The 24,446-nt window shown below is 60.4% G+C and carries 31 protein-coding genes and 1 other RNA gene; 17 read left to right on the top strand and 15 right to left on the bottom strand.

Features of this window, described 5'->3' with window-relative positions:
• Position 1: 1 nt before the first annotated feature.
• Both rpsP and ffh read right to left on the bottom strand, forming a co-directional pair.
• Positions 2-460 carry a 30S ribosomal protein S16 gene (gene rpsP / locus GV829_RS11535; protein ID WP_169946815.1) on the bottom strand — a complete coding sequence of 153 codons (459 nt, stop codon included), beginning with the start codon at positions 458-460 and terminating at the stop codon, positions 2-4.
• An 85-nt stretch (positions 461-545) separates the two neighbouring features.
• Positions 546-1,982, bottom strand: coding sequence for a signal recognition particle protein (gene ffh, locus GV829_RS11530; protein ID WP_169946813.1), 1,437 nt, complete (start codon positions 1,980-1,982; stop codon positions 546-548).
• Positions 1,983-2,223: 241 nt separating this feature from the next.
• Between ffh and GV829_RS11525 the strand changes: the two genes are divergently transcribed.
• From GV829_RS11525 to GV829_RS11500, 6 genes are all read left to right on the top strand, one after another.
• The gene (locus GV829_RS11525) at positions 2,224-3,849 is read left to right on the top strand and encodes a putative bifunctional diguanylate cyclase/phosphodiesterase (protein ID WP_169946811.1); all 1,626 of its coding nucleotides are present in this window, start codon (positions 2,224-2,226) and stop codon (positions 3,847-3,849) included.
• A gap of 71 nt (positions 3,850-3,920) precedes the next feature.
• Positions 3,921-4,727, top strand: a complete 807-nt coding sequence (gene dapF, locus GV829_RS11520) for a diaminopimelate epimerase (RefSeq protein WP_169946809.1) — start codon at positions 3,921-3,923, stop codon at positions 4,725-4,727.
• Positions 4,724-6,010, top strand: coding sequence for a tRNA (N(6)-L-threonylcarbamoyladenosine(37)-C(2))-methylthiotransferase MtaB (gene mtaB, locus GV829_RS11515; protein WP_169946807.1), 1,287 nt, complete (start codon positions 4,724-4,726; stop codon positions 6,008-6,010). The genes dapF and mtaB overlap by 4 nt, the downstream gene beginning before the upstream one ends.
• Positions 6,007-6,954, top strand: a complete 948-nt coding sequence (gene ftsY, locus GV829_RS11510; RefSeq protein ID WP_169946805.1) for a signal recognition particle-docking protein FtsY — start codon at positions 6,007-6,009, stop codon at positions 6,952-6,954. The genes mtaB and ftsY overlap by 4 nt, the downstream gene beginning before the upstream one ends.
• A complete protein-coding gene (locus GV829_RS11505) occupies positions 6,951-7,601 on the top strand; it encodes an inner membrane-spanning protein YciB (RefSeq protein WP_169946803.1) in 651 nt (216 codons plus the stop codon). The genes ftsY and GV829_RS11505 overlap by 4 nt, the downstream gene beginning before the upstream one ends.
• Before the next feature lie 166 nt (positions 7,602-7,767).
• Positions 7,768-8,334 (top strand): urate hydroxylase PuuD, encoded by a 567-nt coding sequence (locus GV829_RS11500; RefSeq protein ID WP_169948281.1) that lies wholly within the window; start codon positions 7,768-7,770, stop codon positions 8,332-8,334.
• Positions 8,335-8,397: 63 nt separating this feature from the next.
• On the opposite strand, the gene pspF is transcribed toward GV829_RS11500, so the two are convergent.
• Positions 8,398-9,423, bottom strand: a complete 1,026-nt coding sequence (gene pspF, locus GV829_RS11495) for a phage shock protein operon transcriptional activator (protein ID WP_169946802.1) — start codon at positions 9,421-9,423, stop codon at positions 8,398-8,400.
• A gap of 157 nt (positions 9,424-9,580) precedes the next feature.
• Between pspF and GV829_RS11490 the strand changes: the two genes are divergently transcribed.
• The 9 genes from GV829_RS11490 to GV829_RS11450 all read left to right on the top strand — a co-directional run bounded on the left by GV829_RS11490 (position 9,581) and on the right by GV829_RS11450 (position 12,932).
• Complete coding sequence (locus GV829_RS11490; RefSeq protein WP_169946800.1) at positions 9,581-9,739, top strand: hypothetical protein; 159 nt, start codon at positions 9,581-9,583, stop codon at positions 9,737-9,739.
• Positions 9,740-9,879: 140 nt separating this feature from the next.
• Positions 9,880-10,548: a phage shock protein PspA gene (gene pspA, locus GV829_RS11485; protein WP_169946798.1), complete on the top strand. Its 669-nt coding sequence runs from the start codon at positions 9,880-9,882 to the stop codon at positions 10,546-10,548.
• Positions 10,549-10,552: 4 nt separating this feature from the next.
• Positions 10,553-10,834 carry an envelope stress response membrane protein PspB gene (gene pspB / locus GV829_RS11480; RefSeq protein WP_169946796.1) on the top strand — a complete coding sequence of 94 codons (282 nt, stop codon included), beginning with the start codon at positions 10,553-10,555 and terminating at the stop codon, positions 10,832-10,834.
• Between the two features lies 1 nt (position 10,835).
• Positions 10,836-11,216, top strand: a complete 381-nt coding sequence (pspC, locus tag GV829_RS11475) for an envelope stress response membrane protein PspC (RefSeq protein ID WP_169946794.1) — start codon at positions 10,836-10,838, stop codon at positions 11,214-11,216.
• Positions 11,217-11,242: 26 nt separating this feature from the next.
• Positions 11,243-11,530 carry a hypothetical protein gene (locus GV829_RS11470; RefSeq protein WP_169946793.1) on the top strand — a complete coding sequence of 96 codons (288 nt, stop codon included), beginning with the start codon at positions 11,243-11,245 and terminating at the stop codon, positions 11,528-11,530.
• Positions 11,531-11,564: 34 nt separating this feature from the next.
• On the top strand, positions 11,565-11,882 hold the full coding sequence (locus GV829_RS11465) for a hypothetical protein (RefSeq protein ID WP_169946791.1): 318 nt from the start codon (positions 11,565-11,567) through the stop codon (positions 11,880-11,882).
• Positions 11,883-11,904: 22 nt separating this feature from the next.
• Positions 11,905-12,195, top strand: a complete 291-nt coding sequence (locus GV829_RS11460; protein WP_169946789.1) for a hypothetical protein — start codon at positions 11,905-11,907, stop codon at positions 12,193-12,195.
• Positions 12,192-12,449, top strand: a complete 258-nt coding sequence (locus GV829_RS11455; RefSeq protein ID WP_343042818.1) for a hypothetical protein — start codon at positions 12,192-12,194, stop codon at positions 12,447-12,449. The genes GV829_RS11460 and GV829_RS11455 overlap by 4 nt, the downstream gene beginning before the upstream one ends.
• A 72-nt stretch (positions 12,450-12,521) precedes the next feature.
• Positions 12,522-12,932: a SufE family protein gene (locus GV829_RS11450; RefSeq protein WP_169946787.1), complete on the top strand. Its 411-nt coding sequence runs from the start codon at positions 12,522-12,524 to the stop codon at positions 12,930-12,932.
• Positions 12,933-12,965: 33 nt separating this feature from the next.
• Here GV829_RS11450 and GV829_RS11445 read toward each other — a convergent pair whose 3' ends face one another.
• The 12 genes from GV829_RS11445 to GV829_RS11390 form a co-directional block, all read right to left on the bottom strand.
• Complete coding sequence (locus tag GV829_RS11445) at positions 12,966-13,463, bottom strand: hypothetical protein (protein WP_169946785.1); 498 nt, start codon at positions 13,461-13,463, stop codon at positions 12,966-12,968.
• Between the two features lie 86 nt (positions 13,464-13,549).
• A complete protein-coding gene (locus tag GV829_RS11440; RefSeq protein WP_169946783.1) occupies positions 13,550-14,083 on the bottom strand; it encodes a J domain-containing protein in 534 nt (177 codons plus the stop codon).
• Between the two features lie 62 nt (positions 14,084-14,145).
• Positions 14,146-14,558: RNase P RNA component class A (gene rnpB, locus GV829_RS11435), an RNA gene on the bottom strand.
• A gap of 45 nt (positions 14,559-14,603) precedes the next feature.
• On the bottom strand, positions 14,604-14,981 hold the full coding sequence (locus tag GV829_RS11430; protein ID WP_212612178.1) for a GFA family protein: 378 nt from the start codon (positions 14,979-14,981) through the stop codon (positions 14,604-14,606).
• 2 nt (positions 14,982-14,983) lie between these two features.
• Positions 14,984-15,673: an N-acetylmuramoyl-L-alanine amidase gene (locus tag GV829_RS11425; RefSeq protein WP_169946779.1), complete on the bottom strand. Its 690-nt coding sequence runs from the start codon at positions 15,671-15,673 to the stop codon at positions 14,984-14,986.
• A 96-nt stretch (positions 15,674-15,769) separates the two neighbouring features.
• Positions 15,770-16,636, bottom strand: coding sequence for a CheR family methyltransferase (locus tag GV829_RS11420; RefSeq protein WP_246202850.1), 867 nt, complete (start codon positions 16,634-16,636; stop codon positions 15,770-15,772).
• Positions 16,633-17,730: a chemotaxis protein CheB gene (locus GV829_RS11415; RefSeq protein ID WP_169946777.1), complete on the bottom strand. Its 1,098-nt coding sequence runs from the start codon at positions 17,728-17,730 to the stop codon at positions 16,633-16,635. The genes GV829_RS11420 and GV829_RS11415 overlap by 4 nt, the downstream gene beginning before the upstream one ends.
• A 12-nt stretch (positions 17,731-17,742) precedes the next feature.
• On the bottom strand, positions 17,743-18,108 hold the full coding sequence (locus tag GV829_RS11410; RefSeq protein WP_169946775.1) for a response regulator: 366 nt from the start codon (positions 18,106-18,108) through the stop codon (positions 17,743-17,745).
• 59 nt (positions 18,109-18,167) lie between these two features.
• Positions 18,168-18,614: a chemotaxis protein CheW gene (locus tag GV829_RS11405; RefSeq protein ID WP_169946773.1), complete on the bottom strand. Its 447-nt coding sequence runs from the start codon at positions 18,612-18,614 to the stop codon at positions 18,168-18,170.
• Positions 18,611-21,058, bottom strand: coding sequence for a chemotaxis protein CheA (locus tag GV829_RS11400; RefSeq protein ID WP_169946771.1), 2,448 nt, complete (start codon positions 21,056-21,058; stop codon positions 18,611-18,613). The genes GV829_RS11405 and GV829_RS11400 overlap by 4 nt, the downstream gene beginning before the upstream one ends.
• Before the next feature lie 76 nt (positions 21,059-21,134).
• Positions 21,135-21,773 (bottom strand): histidine phosphotransferase family protein, encoded by a 639-nt coding sequence (locus GV829_RS11395; RefSeq protein ID WP_169946769.1) that lies wholly within the window; start codon positions 21,771-21,773, stop codon positions 21,135-21,137.
• A gap of 88 nt (positions 21,774-21,861) precedes the next feature.
• Positions 21,862-22,305, bottom strand: coding sequence for a M67 family metallopeptidase (locus GV829_RS11390; protein WP_246202849.1), 444 nt, complete (start codon positions 22,303-22,305; stop codon positions 21,862-21,864).
• Positions 22,306-22,315: 10 nt separating this feature from the next.
• Here GV829_RS11390 and GV829_RS11385 point away from each other — a divergent pair, with 10 nt between their 5' ends.
• Complete coding sequence (locus tag GV829_RS11385) at positions 22,316-23,272, top strand: RluA family pseudouridine synthase (protein ID WP_169946767.1); 957 nt, start codon at positions 22,316-22,318, stop codon at positions 23,270-23,272.
• Between the two features lie 48 nt (positions 23,273-23,320).
• Positions 23,321-24,226, top strand: coding sequence for an RNA polymerase sigma factor RpoH (gene rpoH / locus GV829_RS11380; RefSeq protein WP_169946765.1), 906 nt, complete (start codon positions 23,321-23,323; stop codon positions 24,224-24,226).
• Positions 24,227-24,446: the final 220 nt, after the last annotated feature.

Here is a 24,446-nt window from a genome sequence, read left to right as displayed (position 1 = left end):
CTCAGCCTTCGGCCTGCTCTTCGGTCGCTTCAGCGGCAGGGGCTTCTGCGACGGCTTCTTCAGCAGCCGGTGCTTCTTCGACCGCCGGAGCGGCGGCGGCGGCAGCAGCGGCTTCAGCCGCTTCAGCAGCCTTGGCAGCACGCTCTTCGGCGCGATCCTTGGCCTTCTTGCCCGGCTCAGCCTTGTTCGGGTTGTTACGCGCGGCGCGCTCCTTCACGCCAGCGGCGTCGAGGAAGCGAGCGACACGGTCGGTCGGCTGGGCGCCGACTTCTACCCAATGCTTGGCGCGCTCGACGTCAAGCTTGACGCGCTCGGGATTGTCCTTCGCCAGCAGCGGATTGTAGCTGCCGATACGCTCGATGAAGCGGCCGTCACGCGGGCTGCGCGCATCGGCAACGACGATCTTGTAATAAGGGCGCTTCTTGGAACCACCGCGCGAAAGGCGAATGCTGACTGCCATTGTTATAATCCTTCTTTCTGTCTGTTCGTCTATCTATGTTACTGTGCAATCCGCCCTCCCCCGCTTCAGCGGGACCAGGCCAAACTCATTTCTTCCTGAGCAAATTCTGGATGTCCGGCGGAATGGCCCCCATGCCGCCGCCGCCACCCATCAGGCCGCCAAGACCGCCCATGCCACCAGCGCCGCCGCGACCAAACATAGCGCCCAGCCCCTTCAATCCACCCATCTTCTTCAGGCGCTTCATGGCGCCTTCCATTTCCTGATGCATCTTGAGGAGCTTGTTGACGTCCTGCACCTGCGTGCCCGACCCCTTGGCGATGCGGATCTTGCGCTTGGCGTTGATGATCGCCGGCCGCGCCCGCTCGGTGGCCGTCATCGATGAGATAATCGCGTCCATGCGCAACAGGATACGTTCATCCATGCCACCCTGCGCCATTTGCGCTTGCGCCTTTTTCAGGCCGGGTATCATCCCCGCAATAGCGCCAATGCCGCCCATGCGGCGCATCTGGCCCAACTGCGCACGCAGATCATTGAGGTCGAACTGCCCCTTGGCAACCCGCGCCGCAATCTTCTCAGCCTCATCCTGCTGGATCGTTTCCGCCGCCCGCTCGACCAGGCTGACGACATCGCCCATGCCAAGGATGCGTCCAGCGACCCGCTCCGGATGGAAGGGTTCGATGGCGTCCATCTTTTCGCCGGTGCCAGCGAACTTGATCGGCTTTCCGGTAACGGCACGCATCGAAAGCGCCGCACCACCGCGCGCATCGCCGTCCATCCGGGTCAGCACAACACCAGTCAGGGCAATATCATCAGAGAAGCGCTGCGCCACCTGCACCGCATCCTGACCGGTCAGCGAGTCCACTACCAGCAAGGTTTCCGCCGGCTTGGCCTCTGCCTCGACCGCGCGCATCTCGTCCATGAGCTGCTGGTCAACGTGGAGACGACCTGCCGTGTCGAGCATCAACACGTCAAAGCCCTGCAGCTTGGCGGCCTGCATCGCCCGTCGGGCGATTTCCGCCGGCTGCTGGCCTGGCACGATAGGCAATGTCGCCACATCAACCTGTGTGCCGAGCGTTGCCAACTGTTCCTGAGCCGCCGGGCGATTGACGTCGAGCGACGCCATCAGGACCTTCTTGCGATCCTTTTCCTTCAGTCGCTTGGCCAGTTTGGCCGTTGTCGTGGTTTTACCGGAGCCCTGCAGTCCGACCATCATGATAACGGCCGGGGGCACCACATCAATCACGAGGTCAGACGTGGTTGATCCGAGCATTTCGGTCAGCGCATCGGAAACGATCTTGATAACCTGCTGACCAGGTGTGATCGACTTCAGGACATTCTGACCGATAGCCAGTTCGGTCACCTGGTCGATGAAACTGCGCACCACCGGCAAGGCCACATCTGCCTCCAGCAGCGCAACCCGCACCTCACGCATCGCTTCGCGAACGTCATTCTCATTCAGCGCGCCGCGACCCTTTAGCCGGGTAAAGACGTCGCCGAGGCGTTCGCTCAAACTATCGAACATGGCCATTCCTGTCTTGTCCCGGCACGCCCGAATCGGAGCAGCGCAGGTGAACGCGAAAAACGCCGGTGGGCGAAAACTCGCCGACCAGCGTGGTGATAGGTCCGGCGCGGCCGATTGGCCCGCCCCGAAACTGGACGTCCCTTAGCGTCGCTATGGCCGATAGGCAAGCCAAAGAGCCATTAACCACAAAGTTACCAAAGCAGTTCTAAACCAGCGGCATCAATCATTAAAGGCCCTGCACTTGAGCCTCTCGACAGACCCGACCCTTACCAAGACCGCCACCCGGCAGGTCATGAACAGCGTCGGCCACGACTTTTTGGTCGGCGGGATCACCCTTGCCGCCATCCTGTTGCTGGTCGGCACAGGGACAGCGTGGCTGCGCTCAATACTCGGCTTCACAAACATGGTAGGCCAGTCACAGTCCGCGGTGGCTGGCACCCTGTTACTCAATATTGCCCTCATCCTGTTCGGCTGGCGCCGATATCGAGACCTTCGTTCCGAAGTCGTCCGCCGCACGCTTGCCGAAGCCAAGGCTCTTGAACTCGCCCAGTATGATGCACTTACCGGCTTTCTGAACCGACGAGCGCTGGATGAGATCGGCAGCGCCCGCCTCGCTGAGTGGCGCGCTGCAGGTCATTCCGTTGCCGCCTTGGTGATCGACCTCGACTCCTTCAAAAGCATCAACGATCTCTATGGCCATGCCGGTGGCGATCGGCTTCTCAAGGAAACGGCCAACCGCATAGCCAGGGCCTGCCCGCCCAGCGCGCTGTGTGCCCGCCTTGGCGGCGATGAATTTGCCGTTCTTCTTCCGTTGCCAACGGAAGATCATGAGGCACTCCACAAGCTGGGGGAAGCTCTCGTCAGCTTCCTTACTGATCCGGTGCAGATTGAAGCCCTCGCCGCATCGACCAGCAGCTCGCTCGGGGGGGCTCTCGCCGACAATCCCTCGATCACCATAGAACAATTACTTCGCAATGCCGATGCGGCAATGTACCAGTCAAAGCGCCTAGGCCGCAGCCGCTATACCGGCTTTGATGCCAGCATGGGCGAAGCGCTCGCCAAACGCGACAGGATCGAGGGAGAGTTGCGCCTCGCGCTGGCGAGCAATGCCCTGTATCCAGTCTATGAACCGCTGATAGACTTGGCGAGTGGAGAACCGGTTGGGTATGAAATGCTGGCGCGTTGGCACTCGTCCAGTCTGGGCATTGTGCCACCCTCTGACTTCATTCCCGTGGCCGAGGAAAAGGGGCTGATTTCCGCCCTGTCGGATCAGATGTTCCGTCGCGCCTTTGCTGATGCCATCCTGTGGCCGGCAGACCTGAGCCTTTCCATCAATGTATCCCCATTGCAGCTGCGTGACCCTTGGTTCGCGCAAAAGCTTCTGAAGCTGCTGGCGGAAACGGGCTTTCCCGCGCAGCGGCTGATTCTTGAGATCACCGAAAGCGCCATTGTTGATAATCTGCCGATGGCCCAGACCATTTTCACCAGTCTGCGCAATCAAGGTATCCGTATGGCGCTTGACGATTTCGGCACCGGCTATTCCTCGATCGCCAGCCTGCGCGCACTGCCATTCGACAGTGTCAAGATCGATCGTGAGTTCATTGCCCAAATGTCTAAGCACCAAGCCCCTGACTCGGTCGCCGAAGCCGTGCTGCAGCTCGGCAAATCGCTTGGACTTCCGGTCGTTGCCGAGGGTATCGAATGCGATGACACGGCTCGCCGGTTGAGCGAACTTTCATGCGCGATCGGTCAGGGTCACTATTTTGGCGGGGCGTTGACAGCCGAGATGGTGCAACAGCGCCACACTGAAGTCGCTCCCAACCTTTTCCCCGAACTGGATCACTCAGGCCACCGCCACTCTGCCTGACCAGTGCATGGCGAACGGGGCGAGACCCGCCGGTCATGGACATGTATGCGTTGCACGCTTATTTGCGCCCCATGATTGGCGAATTCATCAAGATGCACGGGCTGGGCAACGACTTTGTCGTGATTGATGCCCGTCAGACGCCGGTCACCATCACGGCTGAAAGCGCCCGCGCCATTGCTGACCGCCACGAAGGGATCGGCTGCGACCAGCTGATCCTGGTCGAGCCCTCAACTGTCGCCGATGTCCGCATGCGCATCTGGAACGCGGATGGGTCAGAAGTTGAATCCTGCGGCAATGCGACCCGCTGTGTCGCCCGCCTGGTCGGAGGGTCTCCGCGTATTGAAACGTCAGGCGGCCTGCTTTGTGCAGACCTGTCGGGTGGCCTGATCAGCATCGACTTTCCTCCGCCCGCCTTTGACTGGGATGCCATTCCACTGGCCTACCCGATAGATACGCTGGCCATGCCAGTCTCGTGGGATGACTTGTCCGGCCCCATCGCAATCAATGTTGGCAATCCTCACATCATCTTCTTCGTGCCCGATTGTGACTCGGTCGAATTGGATCGGCTGGGCCCCCTGATTGAGCATGATGCGCTGTTCCCCGAACGGATCAACGTCAATGTGGCGACTGTTACCGGTCCATCAGCCATCCGGCTGCGTGTCTGGGAAAGGGGAGTCGGGCTTACTCGCGCTTGCGGCACTGGCGCCATTGCGACAGCGGCCGCCGCTTTACGGTCACGCCGCGTGACCGGTCCGGTGACGGTAAGCCTGCCGGGCGGTGAACTGATCATCGATCAGCGGGCGGATGGCAGCCTGGTCATGCAAGGGCCAGCGGTGGAGGTGTTCCGTGGCACAACCGACTGGGCCCGCTTCGAATGAATCTCGACAATAAGTCCGGTCCGGCCCTCACCATCAAAAGTTTCGGCTGCCGCCTCAACATTGCCGAAAGCGAGGCTATCCGCACCTCTCTGGCATCTTTAGGATCAGGCGCGGTAGACCAGCTCGTTGTCGTCAATGGCTGTGCTGTCACCTCGGGCGCCATGCGGGATGCTTCAGCCGCCGTCCGTCGCGCGCGACGCGAACAACCTGATGCCCGCATCATCGTTACTGGCTGCGCCGCCCAGGTCGATCCGGCCCGTTTCGCAGCCATGCCCGAGGTTGATCGGGTGCTTGGCAATGCCGAAAAATTCGATCCCATCCATTACCGCTTTGACGCAAATGTTATGCATCGCATCATTGTCGGCGACGCCATGGCGCTGACACGGACAGCACCCCAACTCATCCCTGCGTTCGCCGATCATGCGCGCGGCTTTCTCGAGGTGCAGAACGGTTGCGATCATCGCTGCACATTTTGCGTCATTCCCTATGGCCGCGGCCCTTCGCGCTCCGTCAACATAGATCACGCTATTGCTGCCGCCCGCCGTTTGACAGGCGGCGGACATGCCGAGCTGGTTCTGACTGGGGTTGACCTTACCAGCTACGGTCATGATCTGCCGGGCACGCCAACGTTGGCCAGTCTGATCCGGACCTTGCTCGATGCGGTCCCGGCTGTACATCGCCTCCGCCTAGGCTCGATCGACGTCGCCGAGATTGACGATGCCCTGTTTGAGCTGCTCACTGATGAACCGCGCATGATGCCTCATGTGCACCTGTCGCTGCAGCATGGCGATGATCTGATGCTCAAGCGGATGAAACGGCGGCATAGCCGCGCTCAGGCTATCGCCATGGTTGAACGGCTCAAATCGGCCCGGCCAGAAATTGCCATCGGCGCCGATTTGATTGCGGGATTCCCAACCGAGGACGAGAGCGCCGCCCTGGCCAATGAAAGCCTGATCGACGCCTGCGACATCGTCTTTTCCCACATCTTTCCCTACAGCCCGCGGGAAGGCACACCGGCAGCCCGTATGCCCCAACTGTCCCGTACCACGGTAAAGGCAAGGGCAACGGCCCTGAGACTGGTCGGCAGCACCCATCGCAATGGCTGGCTCAGCAGCCTTGTTGGCACCCGGCAGAGGATGCTGGTTGAAAGGGACGGGATGAGCGGACATCTCGACAATTTTGCCCGCGTTCGCCTGAACGCACCGGCGGCTGCCGGGTCGATATGCGCGGTAACCATCATCGGACTGGACGAACGCGGCCTGATCGGCAAGGAGGCGGCATGACCGATGACCTCCCTCAATCTGCCGCAACGACATGGCAGGACCGCCTCTTTGGAGGCCTGAAGCGCACGTCAGAACGGCTCAGTGAAAATCTGGGCGGATTATTCTCCGGTGGAAAGCTGGATAACGCGACCCTCGACCGGATCGAGGATGCCCTGATCGTTTCCGACCTGGGCCCGGCCATGGCGGCGCGCATCCGGTCCAGGCTTGCCGACGAAAAACTGGACACCCCGGGCGATGAAACCGCCTTGCGGGCCCTGATTGCGGACGAAATCGAAAAGGTGCTGGCCCCGGTGGCCAAACCGCTCGACATTGTCGCTTTTCCCCGTCCGCAAGTCATTCTGGTGGTTGGCGTCAACGGATCGGGCAAGACAACAACCATTGCCAAGCTTGCCCATAATTTTGTTGAACAGGATTATGGCGTGATGCTGGCAGCAGGGGACACGTTCCGCGCCGCCGCCATCGGCCAGCTCAAAATCTGGGCGGACCGCATCGGCGTGCCCATCGTGACCGGACCTGAAGGCGGCGACGCTGCCGGGCTGGTCTATGATGCGGTCAAGCGGGCCACTGCCGAAGGGATCGACGTCCTCATCGTCGACACCGCCGGTCGGCTGCACAACAAGCGTGAATTGATGGACGAACTCGCCAAGATCAAGCGGGTGCTGGGTCGGCTCAATGCCGCTTCACCGCATGATGTCGTGCTGGTGCTGGACGCCACCACCGGCCAGAACGCACTGACCCAGATTGAAACCTTCCGCGAACTGGCTGGTATAACCGGCCTCGTCATGACCAAGCTGGATGGGACCGCGCGCGGCGGTGTGCTGGTGGCAGCGGCCGAAAAGTTCGGCTTGCCAGTGCATGCCATCGGAGTCGGTGAGACCATTGACGATCTCCGCCCGTTTGACCCCCGCCAACTTGCCGATGCCATTGCAGGACGAATGAAATGAGCGAGGAAATGCCGCAGGATGCAGTCGAAGTCGCTGGTGGCCCGCCAGAGGCTGCCAAGCCGGCGCACCCGTCATGGCTGCCCTTCGTTATCGATTTCGGTCCGCTGCTGGTGTTTTTCGCGGTGTTCCAGCTTACCAAGGGTGAAGGCGCCTTTGCGGCCACTGGTGGTGCGATCAAGGGCACGATCGCCTTCATGATCGCCATCATCATCGCCTTGCTGGTCTCCCAATGGAAACTCAAGAAGGTTTCGCCGATGCTGTGGCTGTCGGCCATTCTCGTGCTCGGCTTTGGCGCGCTGACCATCTATTTCCATGATGCCGCTTTCATCCAGATCAAGCCGACGATCATCTATGCCGGCTTCGCCCTGCTGCTGCTTGGTGGCTGGATGCGTGGCAAGCCTTTGCTCAAATATCTGCTGCAGGCCGCTTATGACGGCCTCTCCCAGGAGGGGTGGCTGAAGCTGTCTCGTAATTGGGGACTTTTCTTCCTCGCCATGGCTATCGCCAACGAAGGGATGCGCGCCTTTTTTTCGTTTGATCAATGGCTTACCATAAAGACTTGGGGCATCACCGCCGTCTCGTTCCTCTTTGCGATGAGCCAGGTGCCGCTCCTCATGCGCCACGGCCTCAACCTCGGGGATCGGTAACCTGACCGGCAATCCGTCTCTCGGTCTCGCCCGTTGATGACTGTGACGGCAACCCGCGCAACCGCTTGCCCCCTGTGCCGGGCAGTGCCATAAGCCCTTTGCAGGAATTACACGGGGCAACCGGGACTTGCGTCGCGCCTTGCCTTCGCAACATCAGGGGATTCGCATGACAAAATTCTTCGGAAATCTTCACGCGGTGCTCGGCGTCGGCCTGGTCGCCGCCATAGCGCTGATCGCCTTGGTCGGCGGCAATGGCGAAATGGTGACGAGCGTTTTGCGCTGGTTACACCTCTTTTTCGGGGTGGTCTGGATCGGTCTCCTCTATTATTTCAATTTCGTACAGATCCCCACCATGCCTAGCGTGCCTGCCGAACTGAAACCGGGCGTATCGAAATACATCGCTCCCAAGGCGCTGTTCTTCTTCCGCTGGGGTGCGGCGTTCACAGTCCTCACCGGCTTGGCTATCGCCATTCATGGGAATTACGCCCATCAGGCGTTCACCCTGACCGATCCCAACTACCGCCTGATCGGCATCGGCATGTGGATTGCGCTGATCATGGCTTTCAACGTTTGGTTCATCATCTGGCCGGCACAGAAAAAGGCCCTTGGCCTCGTCGAAGCCGATGACGCGACAAAAGCCGCTTCCGCAACGCGGGCGATGATCTTCAGCCGCACCAACACGCTGCTCTCGATCCCGATGTTCTTCGCGATGATTGCCGCGAACCACGGCTGATCATCCCTTGACGCTGAAGAAGGCGCCTTGGTCGAACGATCAGGGCGCCTTTTTTGTTGAGGCTCAGGCGCCGATCCCGTGCTTCTTCATCGCATGGCGAAGCTGGTCATAGGTCAGACCGAGCGCCGTGGCCGTTGCCCTCTGGTTGTAGCGACAACGCGCGAAGGCCGCTTCAATCAGCGACTTCTCATAAGCGTCAACTGTTGCCTTCAAATCAGAGCACAAAGGCGAGGCCGATGGATTGGGCACGATTTTGGCATCCGGCGATGCATTTCCGTCTCCGGTGACCTTTCGCGATCCGCTGCCCTGCGGCGCCCAGGGGCTGGCAAAGGGGTCAAATGTGATCTCATTGACCGGCTTGTCCGGTGCCGGCCAGCGATAGACCGCCCGCTCGACCACATTGCGCAATTCCCGCACATTGCCCGGCCAGTCATGCGCTTCGAGCAATGCAGATGCCTGCGGACCCCAACCGGGCCACATGCTCCACCCGAGTTCGGCTGCCATCCGCTGGCCAAAATGCTCAGCCAGCACGGCAATATCTCCCTCGCGGGCCCGCAACGGCGGCAAGGTTATCACTTCAAACGACAGGCGATCGAGCAAATCGGCACGAAATTTCCCTCGTGCGACCAAGTCCGGCAAATGTTCGTTGGTCGCCGCCACGATCCGGCAATCCACCCGCAGCGGCTTTGACGATCCTATCCGCGTGACTTCGCCATACTCCACAGCCCGCAACAGCCGCTCCTGTGCAGCGGTCGACAGGGTGGCCAGTTCGTCAAGAAACAAAGTACCGCCGTCAGCCTCTTCAAAGCGGCCGGGTCGCGCGCGCGTGGCACCGGTAAAGGCACCGGCTTCATGGCCGAAAAGCTCAGCCTCAATGAGTGTTTCGGGTAGCGCTGCACAGTTCATCGTGACCAGCGGTCCGGACCAGCGGTTGCTGTGGCGATGCAAACGCTCGGCAATCAATTCCTTGCCCGTGCCTCGCTCACCAATCACCAAAACGGGACGGTGCAGCAGAGCGGCAGAGGTTGCCCGTTCGACACTGTCGAGAAAGGCGCTGGATTGGCCGACGAAGCGAGTTTCGCGTTGCATCCCAATAGATGGTGAAATTTCCCAACCAAAGGCAAGCGAAATTTCCCACTCAGCCGTCACACTTTCATCGAAACCGCAGATTTTCGGGATTTCGCGAAATTGGCACAGTTCCTGCGATACATGTTTCGAACGACATATTCCGATGAGGATGATGACCATGACCGCCACCACCCTTCGTGCAACACAGGCAAGCATCGCTGCCGTGATGCTGCTGATCCCGCTGGTGTTGGGCATGAACCAGTCCTTTCGGCCCGACCTTCCCGCTCCTTCGGCTGCCCTCCTGGTGGCTGTCGGAGTAAAAGCCGGCCTGGCATGACCCGCCTGGCCGATGTGGTGCCGGGGCACTTCCCCCCCCTTGCCCTGCCCCGGCACCACTTTTTTCCACCCGTTCCTTCCCGCCCTTTCCCGATACAGACAGCGTCGCAAGCCCCCCGCGGGCCAAAAGGAGAAAAAATCATGGGCATCTTTTCACGAACCCGTGACATCGTTGCCGCCAATGTGACCGATCTTCTCGACCGTTCGGAAGATCCGGCCAAGATGATCCGCATGATCATTTTCGAAATGGAGGAAACGCTGGTCGAGGTGCGCGCGTCCGCCGCCCGGACCATCGCCGACCAGAAGGAAATGCGTCGGCACATCTCCAAGCTCGAAGCACTCCAGGACAATTGGCATGAAAAGGCCGAACTGGCCTTGTCCAAGGGCCGTGAGGATCTGGCCAAAGCAGCATTGGGTGAAAAGCGCAAAGCCAGTGAGATGGCGGAACGGTTGACAGGCGAAATCGCTGTGCTCGACGAAGCCTTGCGCGGGTATGAGGATGACATCACCAAATTGCAGGCCAAGCTGCGGGAAGCGCGCACGCGACAGACCAGCATCTCCAACCGTCTGGAATCAGCGGAGAACAAGATCCGCTTGCGTGAGCTGACCAATGGTGAGCGCGTGCAGGAAGCCTTTTCCAGGTTCGACGATCTGGAACGCCGGGTTGATGACGCGGAAGGCCGCGCCGACGCCCTGAACCTCGGCCAACCGCGCACGCTCGAGGACGAGTTCGCCGATCTGCGCGCTGAGGATTCAATCGAAGAAGAACTGGCGGCCATGAAAGCTGCTGCCGCCAAGCGGGAGGGCTGATCCCATGGAAGATGTACTCGGACCCGTCATGGTCGTTGGCATGCTGTTTGTCGGCCTGCCTTGGCTGATCCTCCATTATGTCACGAAATGGAAGAGTGCCGCGACGCTGCCGGTAGAGGATGAACGGCTGCTAGAGGATCTCTATGATCTCGCCCGTCGCCTCGAAGACCGCATGCACACCGTTGAGCGGATCGTTGCCGCCGACAATCCCGACTGGCGCCCGGCCATCAGATCCGAACGCGATGATGAACCGCGGCTCGACTATCGCAAAGACAGGAGCAACTGAGATGTCTGCACGCCGCACCCAATTCTATCTCGACAAGCAGAATGCCAAATGGATGGGCGTTTGCTCGGGTATCGCGGACTATACCGGCATCGATACGGTCTGGGTTCGTGTAGCGATGGTGCTGCTCACCCTGATGGGCGGATTTCCCTGGACGTTGATAGCCTATGTCTGCGCCGGCTGGTTTGCCCAACCCAAGCCACGTGACCTCTATGCAGGTCCGGAAGAGCAGCGTTTCTGGCAGGGTGTCCGCGCCAACCCTGCCCGATCGACCCGTGATGTCCGCGCCAGTTTCCGCGACATTGACCGTCGCCTTGCCGACATCGAACTGTTTTACACCAGCCGGAACAAGCGGTTGGCCGACGAAATCGACAGCCTTCGCTGATCACTCAGTCACAGGAGACCAGACCCATGTTTGAAGGACCTTCAATGGTTGTTGCCATCGTGCTGCTCTGCACTGTCGGCTGGCTGGTAAACAACTGGATACGCGCCCGTCATGGCTATCCGCTGGAAGACGAATGGGGCGGCAAGACTGAAAGGCCAAGCCTGCCCGATAACCGCCAGATCGACCTGTTGAGCCAGGAGAATGCCGAATTGAAGGGCAAGCTGCTGCGGATCGAGGAACGCGTCGCTGTGCTGGAGCGTATCGCCACGGACAAGTCGACCCGCCTCGCCGAGGAAATCGAGAATCTGCGCTGACCAAGCCGCACTTCGGGTGAAAGAGAGAGTTGCAATGGACAAGCTGGCATTTTTTGAAGCCATGGCACCAACCATCGCCATCTTGGGCGTTATCGGACTGGTGGGGTGGGTGTTCACCACCTGGCTCCGGGTGAAAAATGGCTACCCGCTCGATGGCGCTTGGGGTCAGTCCCTCTACCCGATGCGCAACGACGAGGGCGAGCGGATCAAGTTGCTGACCCAGGAAAATGCGCAGCTTCGCGCTGAGCTCGGTTCAATCAAGGATCGTCTCGCCAATGTCGAGCGCATCGTCACCGATCGCGGGGTCCATCTCGCAGCGGAGATCGAGGCCCTTCGCGGTCCTGCCAATTGAACGCCAATATGAGGACGCCTGCATGAGCCCGCTTTTCATCCCGATCCTGGCCCTGTCGATTCCGATTTTTGGTATGCTGTTCGCCGCCTGGAAACGCTGGATCGATCTCAAGGAGCGACAGCTCGAAAGGCAGTCGGAACTGACCGCTGAAAAATCAGCGCAATATGCGGCCCATGTCGAACGACTCGAACATCGGGTACGGGTATTGGAACGTATTCTCACCGATCGCGGCACCGCTATTGCCGATGAAATTGATGCCCTGCGCGCCCTGCCCGATGCACCGCGCGCGGATTTTCCCAAGGGAGATGCATGATGACTGACCAGATGCTCTATCTGACATCGGCTTCGCTCGGCTTTCTGTCAGTTGCCGTCATGAGCCTTGTGGCGCTCAATGGCTGGCGTGACTGGGTCAATCTCAAACGGTTCGAGATTGAACATGCTGGTGCCGGCCACGTGCGGGGCGACGCCTCTGGAAGCAGCCAGGACACCGCCAGCCGCATAGAGATTGCCGATCTTCGGGAGCGGCTGCGCAAACTCGAAGCCATTGCCGCAGGAGTCGATCTCTAAACCCGGTGACGTGCCCGCCGCCCATCAGCGGCGGGGGTGACGTAAGGGGAGCGCAGCGGCTATAGGCCCGGCATGACCGCCACGACTCTCTCTGAAATCGCAGAGGAATATGATTTCCTCGACGCTGATGATCGCTATCGACTGTTGATAGATCTCGGCCGTAGCCTTGAACCCATGCCCGATGCGCTGAAGACCGATGCCACACTCGTGCGCGGATGTTCGGCATCGGTTTGGGTCTATCCGGTCCGCAACGACAATGGCCGGCTCCATTTTCTGGCAGACAGCAACGCCGCCATTACCAAAGGCATCATCGCACTCGTACTGATCGCAGTGCAGGATCGCGAGCCAGCCGCCATATTGGCAACCGACATTGCAGCGGAACTGGCGCCCTTTGATCTGACCAGGCAATTGTCGTCCAACCGGACGCAAGGTATCCCCAACATGATCGCCCTGATCCGCGAAACAGCCAATCGCTACGCCTGAAAGGCTCCAATCGCGCGTCAATCGATGCCGGCGTCATTCGCAAACATAATCGCCATTCTCATTGCAATCGATCGCGTCTTCCAACGCCAGAAAGGCGACGCCCAGTCCAATCAGGACGGCCCCGCCGGCGATTGCCCATCCGTTGACCCCGCCTCCCTGCTCTGCATTCTCTGCAGCGGCAACCCGGGCATTGGCATAGCGAGTGAAAACGGGGACGCCGGCTAGCGCAACTTCAGCCGAATGGCCGGGCGAAAAGCTGAACCGGACGCCGTCACCACCCAGCACGGCTGTCCTGCCGATCGGCGCGCCGTCGGCGACACGCATATTGGGCCCGGCCATCAGCTCAAGGCGAATCGGCTGCCGATCTCGTCGCACTTGCGCCCGGCTGCCAAGTGCAAGCCGCAGCGTGGCACGCACCTCTGCTCCGCGAGCGGTTACGGTTGTTGCGCCATTGAGCGGATGCATTTGCGCCTGCACCGGCTGAACCAGCAACCCGCACAGCACCAACCCCGCCAAAGCCATTCTGACCATTTTCATCCCCCCATACTCGGGGGCCTTCTTCACGGGCAATTGCGGCAAGACACGGGCAACAATGTGCTGCCATCGGGCGACCTTGTTCAACCCTTCCAGCTGCGCCGCTCCTCGGCCTGTCGCAGCACCTCAAACGCCGTTTGTCCGGCGTGGAACCGCTTGGCGGCAGCGGGATCATTGGGACACACGTCGGGGTGCGTTTCCTTGGCCAGCGCCCGCCATGCCTTGCGAACATCCTCAAACGAGCAATCCGGCGCAAGGTCGAACACATCGAGCGCCCGCATTTCATCGGCGCTCCGACCTTCATCACCACGAACCGCCCATTGCTGATGCTTGGACGTGGTATAACCGGCAGCAGTCGCCCTCTCCTGCCGCTCGCGCTCGGCGGCTTCTTCGGCGGACAGTCCCTCGAAATAATCCCAGCCCCGGTTATATTCTGCCGCATGGTCCTGACAGAACATCCAGCGTTCGGGGCTGTTGGGTGATTTCGGTGCCGGGCAAATGCCGGGCGCCGTGCAACCATGCCGGTCACAGATCCGCACCTTTACCGTCTCGCGTGACTTGCCATAGCCTCGCCAGCTGGGAAAACCCCAATTATCACTTCGGGTCTGTCGCACCATGACCTCCCCTTACTTCGGGCAAGGAGGGATTGCCAGCCATGGCTGGCAACGTTTGGATAAAAGGTGCCAGAGGGCCTGTAAGCCGGGTTCTGTCCATCACATCGCTGCGACTGGGCGACCATTCCTCTAGGCCCGCCGTTGCCGACGGGCTCAAGCAACCAACCCGGACGACTGGGTGACAACCACACCCTGAACCCCAACTTTCGCCAGCGTTCGCGCCATCCCTATTCGGTCTTGCTCCCGGTGGGGTTTGCCGTGCCGCTTCTGTTGCCAGTCGCGCGGTGCGCTCTTGCCGCACCGTTTCACCCTTGCCTGACCGCGTATCCGGTTGCCCGGACGACGGCCATAGGCGGTCTCTTCTCTGTGGCACTGTCCCTGGGGTTGCCCCCGCCGGACGTTATCCGGCACCGTGGTTATGCGGAGCCCGGACTTTCCTCGCGCGCATCACTGCACCCGCGGCCGCCCGGCCCTCTGGCCCAACCGCTTTAGGCTATCGTCTTGCCAAGCGCAAATCGCCGGATCACTCCTGCGGGATTCCCTCATCCAGCGGATAATAGTCGCCCTTGTCGGCGGTGAAGATATGCGCGTGCAAGCGCGCACCGGTCGGCGTATCAAACACACCCATCGCGATCGCCAGCCGCGACCTGCCCTCGACGTCCCACAACAGGGACGAGCCGCAGCGGGAACAAAATCCCCGCCTCACCTTTTCGGATGACTGGAACCAGCGGAGATGCTCTTCGCCCTCCAATGCCACCTGTTCGCGCAGCACATCGGTCGATGCCCAGACGTGACCCGACCATTTGCGGCACTGGCTACAGTGGCATGCATCGGGAGGCCCAAGTTCGCCGTCCACACGCACACGGACTTCGCCACATAGACAGCTGCCCTCATGATGCACGGTCAATCCCCCTGTGGCTGTGGCAAGAGCAGCGCCAGCAGGATCGCCCGGCACTCGCCGTCGATCGTGCCGTCTACCAGTTCGGGCCGGAACCGCCGCTGAAACGCCACGACGGCCGCCAGCTTGTCGGACACGTCATAGCCAAAGCGTTCGAGGGCTAGCAGAAACCCGGCATCCGACCATAGCGGATCCGTGAGGTTGCGTGTCGGGCGAGGCAGGGCCAGCCGGAGCCGCGCGAGCTTGTTCCAGGGAAACAATTCTCCCGGGTCCTGCTTGCGCTGCGGCGCAATGTCGGAATGGCCGACGATGTTTCCGCGCGTGATCTGGTACCGGTCCTTGATGCCATGGACCAGACGGATCACGCTGTCGATCTGCTCGTCGGGAAAGGGCCGATACCCAAATTCATGCCCCGGATTGACGATCTCGATGCCGATGCTCGCCGAGTTGATGTCGACCACACCGCGCCAATAGCTGCGCCCGGCGTGCCAGGCGCGCTTGTCCTCCGGCACCATATAGGTGACGGTTCCGTCCTCGCTGACAACATAATGGGACGAAACCCGGCTTTCGGGATTTGCAAGCCAGTCGATTGCCGAAGGTCCATCAGGCATACCGGTATAGTGCAACACGATCATGGAGATCGGAGAGGTGCGTTCGTCGAAATTGGGCGACCAGCGCTCGATCATCCTGCTCATCGCTGTCCCACCATAGTGTGCAATGCCTCCGATGCGGCGGCGCCGCTCCTCAGAGCCGGCATGCCACCCGGCACCGGCACAGGCAAGCGCCGAGTGTCAGCGCGCCTGCAATCTGCCCTGCGGTCTCGCTTCGGCGGCAGACAAGCGGTAAAATCCGCGCGCTTCAGGATCGGGCGCAAATGCCGCCCCCTGTGTCAACATGGTTTCAAACGCGCCAAGCATAAAAAGGCCATCAGGCGCCAAAGCCGCGGCCAGCCGTGTCACGGCACGACTGCGATGCTCCGGGGTCAGATAGAATAACATGTTCCGGCACAGGATGAGATCAAACGGACCCGGCGGCAGTGTATCGGACAACAGGTTGTGTTCGGCAAAACGGACTCTGTCGCGGATATCACCCCGCAACAACCAGTCGGAACCATCGGGTTCGAACCAGCGCAGCATCAGCCGCGTGGGGAGGCCGCGCTGGATCTCGAAATGACTGTAACGCCCGGCCCGGGCCGTCCGGATCACTGATGGACTGATGTCTGTGGCCAATATGTTGATGTCCCAACCGGCCCAATGCTCAGGCCGTTCGGCAAGGGCCATGGCGAGTGAATAGGGCTCCTGCCCGGTGCTGCATCCGACCGACCAGACCGACAATGTGCGATGACGCGTCCGTCTTTCCCTGAGGCATTCCAGAGCAACCCGTTCGATGTCGAGGAACTGGGCGTGATCACGAAAGAAATATGTTTCGTGATTGATCAATGCATCGACCACCTGGTCAACCAGATTGCGGTCCGCCTCTGATGCAAGAGCCACCACCAACGCTTCGAGCGAAGGATATCCCCGCTCGCGCAAGATAGGGTGCAATACGGTTTCAATCCGCCACATCCGTTCCGGCGACAGGGCATGGCCAGCCCGTGCCTCCAGCAAGGCAGCAAGGATCCGTTCCGCAGCCTGATCAGACGGATTGCGAACAGTCATCGATGCAATCCCCGAACGATGCGGCCAATCAAACGGGCCAGTTCGGCCGGATCGCCTTGTCCTTGCGCCAGCCCCTCGCGCACCACAGCGCCCGGCATACCCCAAACAACACTGCTGCTCATTGTCTGTGCCAGCATGATCCCGCCATGCGCGCACAGCCGGCGTGCTCCCTCCAACCCGTCACGCCCCATCCCTGATAACATGACACCACATAGTTGCGGGCCATAGGCGTCGGCCAGCGAAGCCAGCATCGGGTCAACCGAAGGTGTGGCGCCTGAAGGCATTGCTGCGCGATCAATAATGATCCGGGTTCCGGTTGTCGTTCCAACCACGCGCAAATGCCCATCGCCGGGTGCAACATAGACATGGCCGGCCTCGACCGCCATTCCGTCGGCCGCAACCCTTATTGCGCGTTCATTTGCCCTTTGCAGCTGCTCGGCAAAATAGCTGATAAATCCGGCTGGCAGATGCTGTGTGATGAACAGGGGTGCTTCGAACCAGCGCGGCAGGCTAGCAAGGAACTGGTTGATTGCCATGATGCCGCCGGTCGATGCCCCGATGCCCACAGCGCCGATACTTCGCGATGGCACAGAGTCAGGGACCGAACAGTGGCGAAGCGGCGCCTTCTCCTCACTGATAGCTCCAACCGGACCACGCTCTGAAAGGGCCCGTATCCGCTCGATCAGCGTCACGCCAAAGCGCCCGGCGAATGTGCCCCGGCCTGGCTTCAGCAATGTGTCTGCCGCACCCAGTGACAATGCCTCAACCGCTGCCGTGCCACCGTCCTCGCAATTTGCCGAGAGGATGATGATGCGCGTATCGGATTGCTTTGCCAGTAACAGAGGCAAGGCCTCGAGACCGTGCATCGCAGGCATTTCCAGATCGAGCAGGATGACATCCACCCTTTCCCGCTCCAGAATCGCCAGCGCCTCCGGTGCAGTGGCTACCGAGGCCACGATATGCAAACCTGCATCCGATTCTATGATGCGCTCGACGATCGAACGCACAACAATACTGTCATCGACCAGCATGACGCTGATATGTCCGTCGGGCCCCGTCTGGGCGGTGATCGGCTGTGCTGCATGTGCGGACATCGTCCCGCCCCCTCAGGCGAGCCCGATCAGGTGCAATTTCCGTTCGAGCGTATCCCGGTCGAAAGGCTTCATGACATATTCGTCTGCGCCATTCTCGATTGCAGCGCGAATATGGGCAGTGCCATTTTCCGTCGTGCAGAACATGATCTTGGGGCGGTGCGCCAGGCCATGACCGTTGATTGCTGAAAGAAACTCCATGCCGTTCATCACGGGCATGTTCCAGTCGAGCAGGACAAGGTCAAAATGACGTTCCCGGCAGGCAGACAACGCTTCGCTGCCGTCTCCGGCCTCTTCCACGGTCAGCCCTAATCCTTCGATGATGTGACGTGCAACCTTGCGGATTACCTTGCTGTCATCCACCACCAGACATGTGGCCATGCTGCATTACTCCCTGATCACGCTGCCGATACAGTTAAACACAACTGGTGCATGACCGGTTAAGCCGCATGCGGGAAACTCGCCCTCGGCATGTCAACAAATCGCGACGGATCAACGACTAAAACTGGTTCGCCATGATGGTCGGCCAGCATTGGCTGCAACTTCTGCCAGGCAGCGTCTGGTCGACCAGGCAATGGTTCGACCAAGGTCAACTCAACCACATCAACAACATCATCAATCAACAGGCCATAGCCATGGCCAGCCACAGTGATGACAGCCATCAGTCCTGCCCGCTCATGTGGCGCACCAACCATCAACGGGCAATCCAGCACGGTCAGCAACCGGCTGCGCATGGCTGCAAGTCCCCGCACCATCGATGGCGCGCCCGGAACCGGAACAATCGCATCAACCGATACGACAGCTTCGATCTCGGCAGCTGGAAAGGCAACGGTGCTGCCACCTATAAGGCACAGCAGATGCAAACTGGCTGATCCTGATCCGCTCATGCCGCCGCCCCTTCGTCCCTGACGACCGGTATCGGTGCGCTCGGAGCTGGTCCGCCACCGATGATGCTCAGCAATCCCTCCCGATCATAAGCCGACAAGTGATGCACCGCTTCCCCTGTTTCCAATGTCAGCGGATCTGCCGGCCCCTTGGGCGATAGCAGGATGACCGGGCTTCTTTCGGTTGTCACCTGGTTCCGCTCGGTGACAATGGCCAGACGGTAACCCGCCGCAACCAGGGTGGGGACAAGGAAGGATGTGGTCCATTCGCTTCCGGCGGGGTCAACAATCCACAATTCACGGTTATGTTCAACCGGCTCGGGACGGTCTGGGCTGCAAGGTACATCGCGCCGTCCCGGCAGATTGCCATACCTGGCCAGCAGCACATAGCTGTCCACCAGTTCGACCAAATCGCCGTCCATCAGGGTGAGACCACTCAGGCCCGCATTCAGATCAGCGGGTGGCAGTTCCGCTTTCAACTCCACTGTATCGCCAATCTGCCACACCGGCAGCATTGCGACACGACAGCCATCGTTCAACCTTATCATGCGATAGTGTGCCAAAGCTGCCTCGGGCAACCGGTCTCCGGCGACCGCGATCAACCGGTCGTCAACCTGTGCGACGAGGCCGCCACCGCTTGCATGCACATGATTGGCGGGAACATCGTAGAGGCGTTCGACATGGTCCATCGGCACAGCGCGCCAGGGGCCGCCAGTTTCGGCCCTATAGGTCAGCCAGGATCTGCCTCTCTTCTCAGCCGGCACCACCGCATCCTTGCGATCCGGCTTGATGCTGGCCGGAACCGTGCCGATGTGCCGACGCGCAATTTCATCAATATCCAGCACCAGCATGGGTTTGCCGCTGTCCGGCAGGCTCAGCCCGCTGTACATGCCAATCGACAGCAGCACCGGCGGCAGGGGCTTGATCACCAGCTCCTCATGATCGCGCACATCCGGTACATCAAGGGCAAAGGCAGCGGCATTGCCATGGCGGCAGATAATCAGTGCGCGGTCACCCTCTTCATCCGCGCCATCGTCACCAACGCCCAAAATCGACTCAAGCCTGAGCATCGGCAGCATCCGCTCTCTGACCCGGACTAGGCCAGCGGTGGCCGGCTGATCATGCTGCTGCACGGCGTCGCTGGACAGCAACATCACCTCGTCAATAGCACTGCGGGGAATAGCAAAGCTTTGATTGCCTGCATCGACAGCCAGGGCCGATATGACCGTCAGTGTCATTGGCACATCGAGTGTTAGCGTGACTCCATGCCCAGACCTTGAGTCAATCCGGATGACCCCGCCGAGCCTCTCGATATTGGCCCTCACGACATCCATGCCGACTCCCCGCCCGGAAATGCCGCTGATGGTTGCCGCCGTTGACAGGCCCGGCAGAAACACCAAGTCCGCCTTGCCGGCTTCGTCCATCGCCGCAACATCATCCGGCGTGACATGTCCCGCCCTGATCGCACTGGCCACAATCGCCTCGATCGGCAATCCTTTGCCGTCGTCACTGATGCTGATCAGGATGCGATTGCCTGCCTGCCGGGCGCAAACCCGAATGTGTCCGGCCGCCGGCTTGCCCGCATACTGCCTATGCGTCTCGCCTTCGACACCATGGTCAACCGCGTTCCGCAGCATATGGATGATCGGGTCGCGAAGGACTTCAACCAGTTCCCGGTCTATTTCTACATCGCCGCCTTCAAGCGACAGTTGCACTTGCTTGTCCAGTTCGCCCGCTAGCTGGCGCACCAGTCGAGGCAATGGCGCGTAAAGGTGACGTAGCGGCACCATGCGCATGGTGCTGACCATCGCCCTCACCGAACCCAGCAATTGGCTCATCCGCCCAAAGGCCGCGAAGGCTTCCATATCCTCGCCACGAGCCCGCAACTGAGCGGCCACCTCGTTGCGCGACAGAACCAGATCCGAAACACCGATCATCAGTTCATCAAGCAGGGCCAGCGGAACCCGGACTGTTCGCCAGGCCTGGGGCAATTCTTCGAGCGCCGGCGCTGACCCTTTGGCGTGGCCAAGCTGCGCTTCGCCGGACGCGGAAACAACAGACTGACGATCAGCTGAACGCACGTCGGCAAGCAGCGCCGCTATCAACCGGCTGTCGTCACCAAGCGGCTCGCCACCTGAGGCAGAAAGGTGAACGGCTATCTCTCGAATCTTGTCAAAGGCGACCAGTACCACGGCAACGCTGGCCCGGGTGGGCGCGCCCTTGCGCGATCGCAAAACGTCCAGCAATTCCTCAGTAGCGTGGGCAATGGCGGTGATACGGGGCAGGTCAAAAAAGCTGCTGCTACCTTTGACCGTGTGAACTGTGCGGAAAATCCCGTCGAGGCCGGAACGGTCGGCGGGGTCCGCTTCCCAAGCGACCAGATCGCCGGCAACGGCATCCATCATGTCGAGCGTTTCGCCGACAAATTCTTTCAGCAGGTCATCCATGGCACGCCTGTCCCGATCATCGGGATCAGCTATGCACAACCATGGTTAACGCCTTGTTGAAATCCGGAGGAAGTGCCTATTCCGCTTTGATAATCGCACCGACCACCAGTTCAGTCGGAGACGGGCGCGACATCATGATGTCTCCGCCCCGCTCCCGTGCAATACGGCGCGCAAGTTCTATTGGCACGGTCTTGGGCGCCAGCGGCTCAGTGCCGCCGGCAAAATGTGCCTCACTGGCCGTATCGATCACTAACCGGTCACCGGACCCGCGCACCGCAAGCTCCAGTGTCTCACCCCGGCTTTCAATCGCCATGTCGATGCGCCCGCCGCGCACCAGCGCGTCTACCGTCACCATGCCAAACAGTAACAGCAAACGCGCAGCTGATTTTGGCACACCGGATTCGCCGCCAATCCAGTTCAGCTCCACCGCACGGCCCTCTGGTACCAGACCAAGGAGCGCCTCGCGGATATCAGCAGCGGCAATCGCATCCCCGTACCCGCCGGCCGATCCAAAGGCGATACGGAAATATTTCAGTCGGTTGATGGCTACTCTTGCCGATGATTCAAGCAGTTCGATGCACCGCTTCTGCATCTCCGCATCCTGTTCGTCGGCAAGAAGCTCCAGACCGTTGCCAAAGGAACCCACCGGACTGAGCAGGTCATGGCACAGTCGTGAAACCATCATGCTGGCGAAATCAATGGCATCATCAGCCATGGCACTGCTTCCCTGCGTTGCTGAACCTTGACACCGGTCCGGTCCCGATGGCTGTTAGGGTGGCTGACCGCGACTGGCAAGCAGCCACTCAGTCCGTCACGTCAATCTCTTCTTCGACAAAGCGGCTTAACCACAGCGCGCCGGTACCATCATTGGCCAGGGGCATCGCGGCGACGCTACGCCACAATCGGCATTCGCCTTGTGCCGTCATCAACCAAAGCCGCCCGTCGGGCGCCGCCGCCTCTGCATCGGCCAGTGACGGCACCGCAGACCCTTTGGGATGGGAATGATAATGGCCGGCCACACCCGGGCCATGACCCTGCCTTGCGGCCCTTTCCACAGCGATCAAAGTCGCCGGGTCTAACTCAAAATGCTGGTCGGGCTCAGGATGAACATTGGCGACGGATAGCCATGCGGTCACATGATCGGCCGAACCCAGCAAGAGGCCGCATCGCTCGACAGTCGGCGTTGTCGAAGCATCGCTGATGATCGCTTCCAGCACCGCTCTTGATATGCGAACCGCCATACCCATTTCCTACTCCATGGAACGGGGGTTCACAATCTTGCCGGTCGAAATCGACGCCAGCCAGGTGGGTGAGCGTTTTGATCGCGCGATTGCCAATCGCGTTCCGGACCTCTCGCGTGAAAGGGTACAAGCGCTTCTTGCCGAGGGACGAATAGCAGTAACCGGCGCACATGACGTTCCGCGCGCTTCCGCCCGGGTCGGGTCGCCAATGCTGCTCTCCATCACCCTGCCCCCACCCGTCACACCAGAAGCCGGTCCCGAAGCGATGGATTTGGTCATTGCGTGGGAAGACGAACATCTGGTGGTGGTCGACAAACCAGCCGGGATGGTCGTCCATCCTGCCAACGGCAATCCCGATGGTACACTGGTCAATGGCCTTCTCCACCATTGCGCCGGTCAATTGTCTGGTATCGGCGGAGTCGCGCGTCCCGGAATCGTTCACCGGATCGACAAGGACACATCCGGTTTGATCGTGGTCGCCAAAACTGACAAGGCGCATGAAGGATTGGCCCGGCAATTTTTCGATCACAGTATCGAACGCGTCTATCAGGCGATCGTCAACGGACACCCGGCCCCCCCAGCCGGCACGGTTGACGCCCCGCTCGCCCGCTCAACCAACGACCGCAAGAAAATCGCAGTCGTCAACGATGGGCGTGGCAAGCGCGCAGTGACGCATTTCCGCACTTTGGAGCGGCTGTCCGGCGCTGCTTTGGTGGAATGCCGACTGGAAACCGGACGCACACACCAGGTGCGCGTTCATATGACCCATATCGGTCATGCTTTGCTGGGCGACCCTGTATACGGGCGCGCCCAGTCACGTCATGCCGGCACACTCCGGTCCGTGGGCTTTGCGCGTCAGGCGTTGCATGCGGCGCGGCTGGGGTTTATTCATCCGGTGACAGGGGCAACCGTCCTTTGCGACAGCCCCCTGCCAACGGACATGCAGCAACTGTTCACCCGACTGAGCGTATGATTCTCCCGCAACAAACACGCAAGTCGCCCAGGGAAAGACGATAAGATCATGGCTGAAGGCAGCAACGTACCGGCAACGATGCCCACATTGGGCGGTGAGGCAGGCCTCAACCGTTACCTGTCGGAGATTCGCAAATTCCCGATGCTCACGCCTGAGCAGGAATATATGCTGGCCAAAAGGTATCAGCAGCATCAGGATTCCGATGCTGCAGCGCAACTTGTCACGTCCCACCTGCGGCTCGTTGCAAAGATTGCCATGGGCTACCGCGGCTACGGCCTGCCGGTCAGCGAACTTATTTCTGAAGGCAATATCGGCCTGATGCAGGGTGTTAAGAAATTTGACCCTGATCGCGGCTTTCGCCTTGCGACCTATGCGATGTGGTGGATCCGCGCTTCAATCCAGGAGTTCATCCTCCGCAGCTGGAGTCTCGTCAAACTTGGCACGACGGCCGCCCAGAAGAAGCTTTTCTTCAATCTTCGCCGGATGAAAAATAACCTCGCCGCCTTTGAGGATGGCGACTTGTCACCCGAACATGTGGCAAAGATCGCAACCGACCTCGGCGTGACCGAGGAAGAGGTGGTCAGCATGAACCGCCGCATGTCGATGGGCGGCGATGCCTCGCTCAACGTCCCGATGCGGGAGGATGGCGAAGGCCAGTGGCAAGACCTGCTCCAGGACGACACTGTGCTTCAGGATGAGCGGGTTGCCGATGCGCAGGAGCGTGATCATCGTCATGCGCTGTTGGCCGAAGCGATGGAACGGCTCAATGACCGGGAGCGGGACATTCTCACCCGTCGCCGTCTGACCGACGAGCCGGAAACACTCGAAGAGCTCAGCCAGACCTACAACGTCAGCCGAGAGCGGGTTCGCCAGATTGAGGTGCGTGCTTTTGAAAAGCTGCAAAAGGCGATGCTCGCGATAGCTGGTGAGCGCAAACTTCTGCCGGCAAATTGATAGCGGATTGAGCAGGTCAGCCAATCAGTCTGGACTGCCTCGCCGCCCAATGACCTCCAAACGTGGATCATGCTGCGCGTCAGCACACCCAGGCATGAGCGACCACCCGCGCCCACCAATCAAGTTTCTCGCGGATGCTGGCGCCTAATCAGCGGTTTACGCTTGCATCTGCGCAGATTCTATTGCTGATAGCGGCGACCAGACCGCTAGGCCCCCTCGC

The organism is Sphingomonas lacunae, assembly GCF_012979535.1.
Lineage (GTDB): Bacteria > Pseudomonadota > Alphaproteobacteria > Sphingomonadales > Sphingomonadaceae > Sphingopyxis > Sphingopyxis lacunae.
Note: the sequence above shows the minus strand (reverse complement) of the source record. Positions and strands in the feature narration are given on the sequence as shown.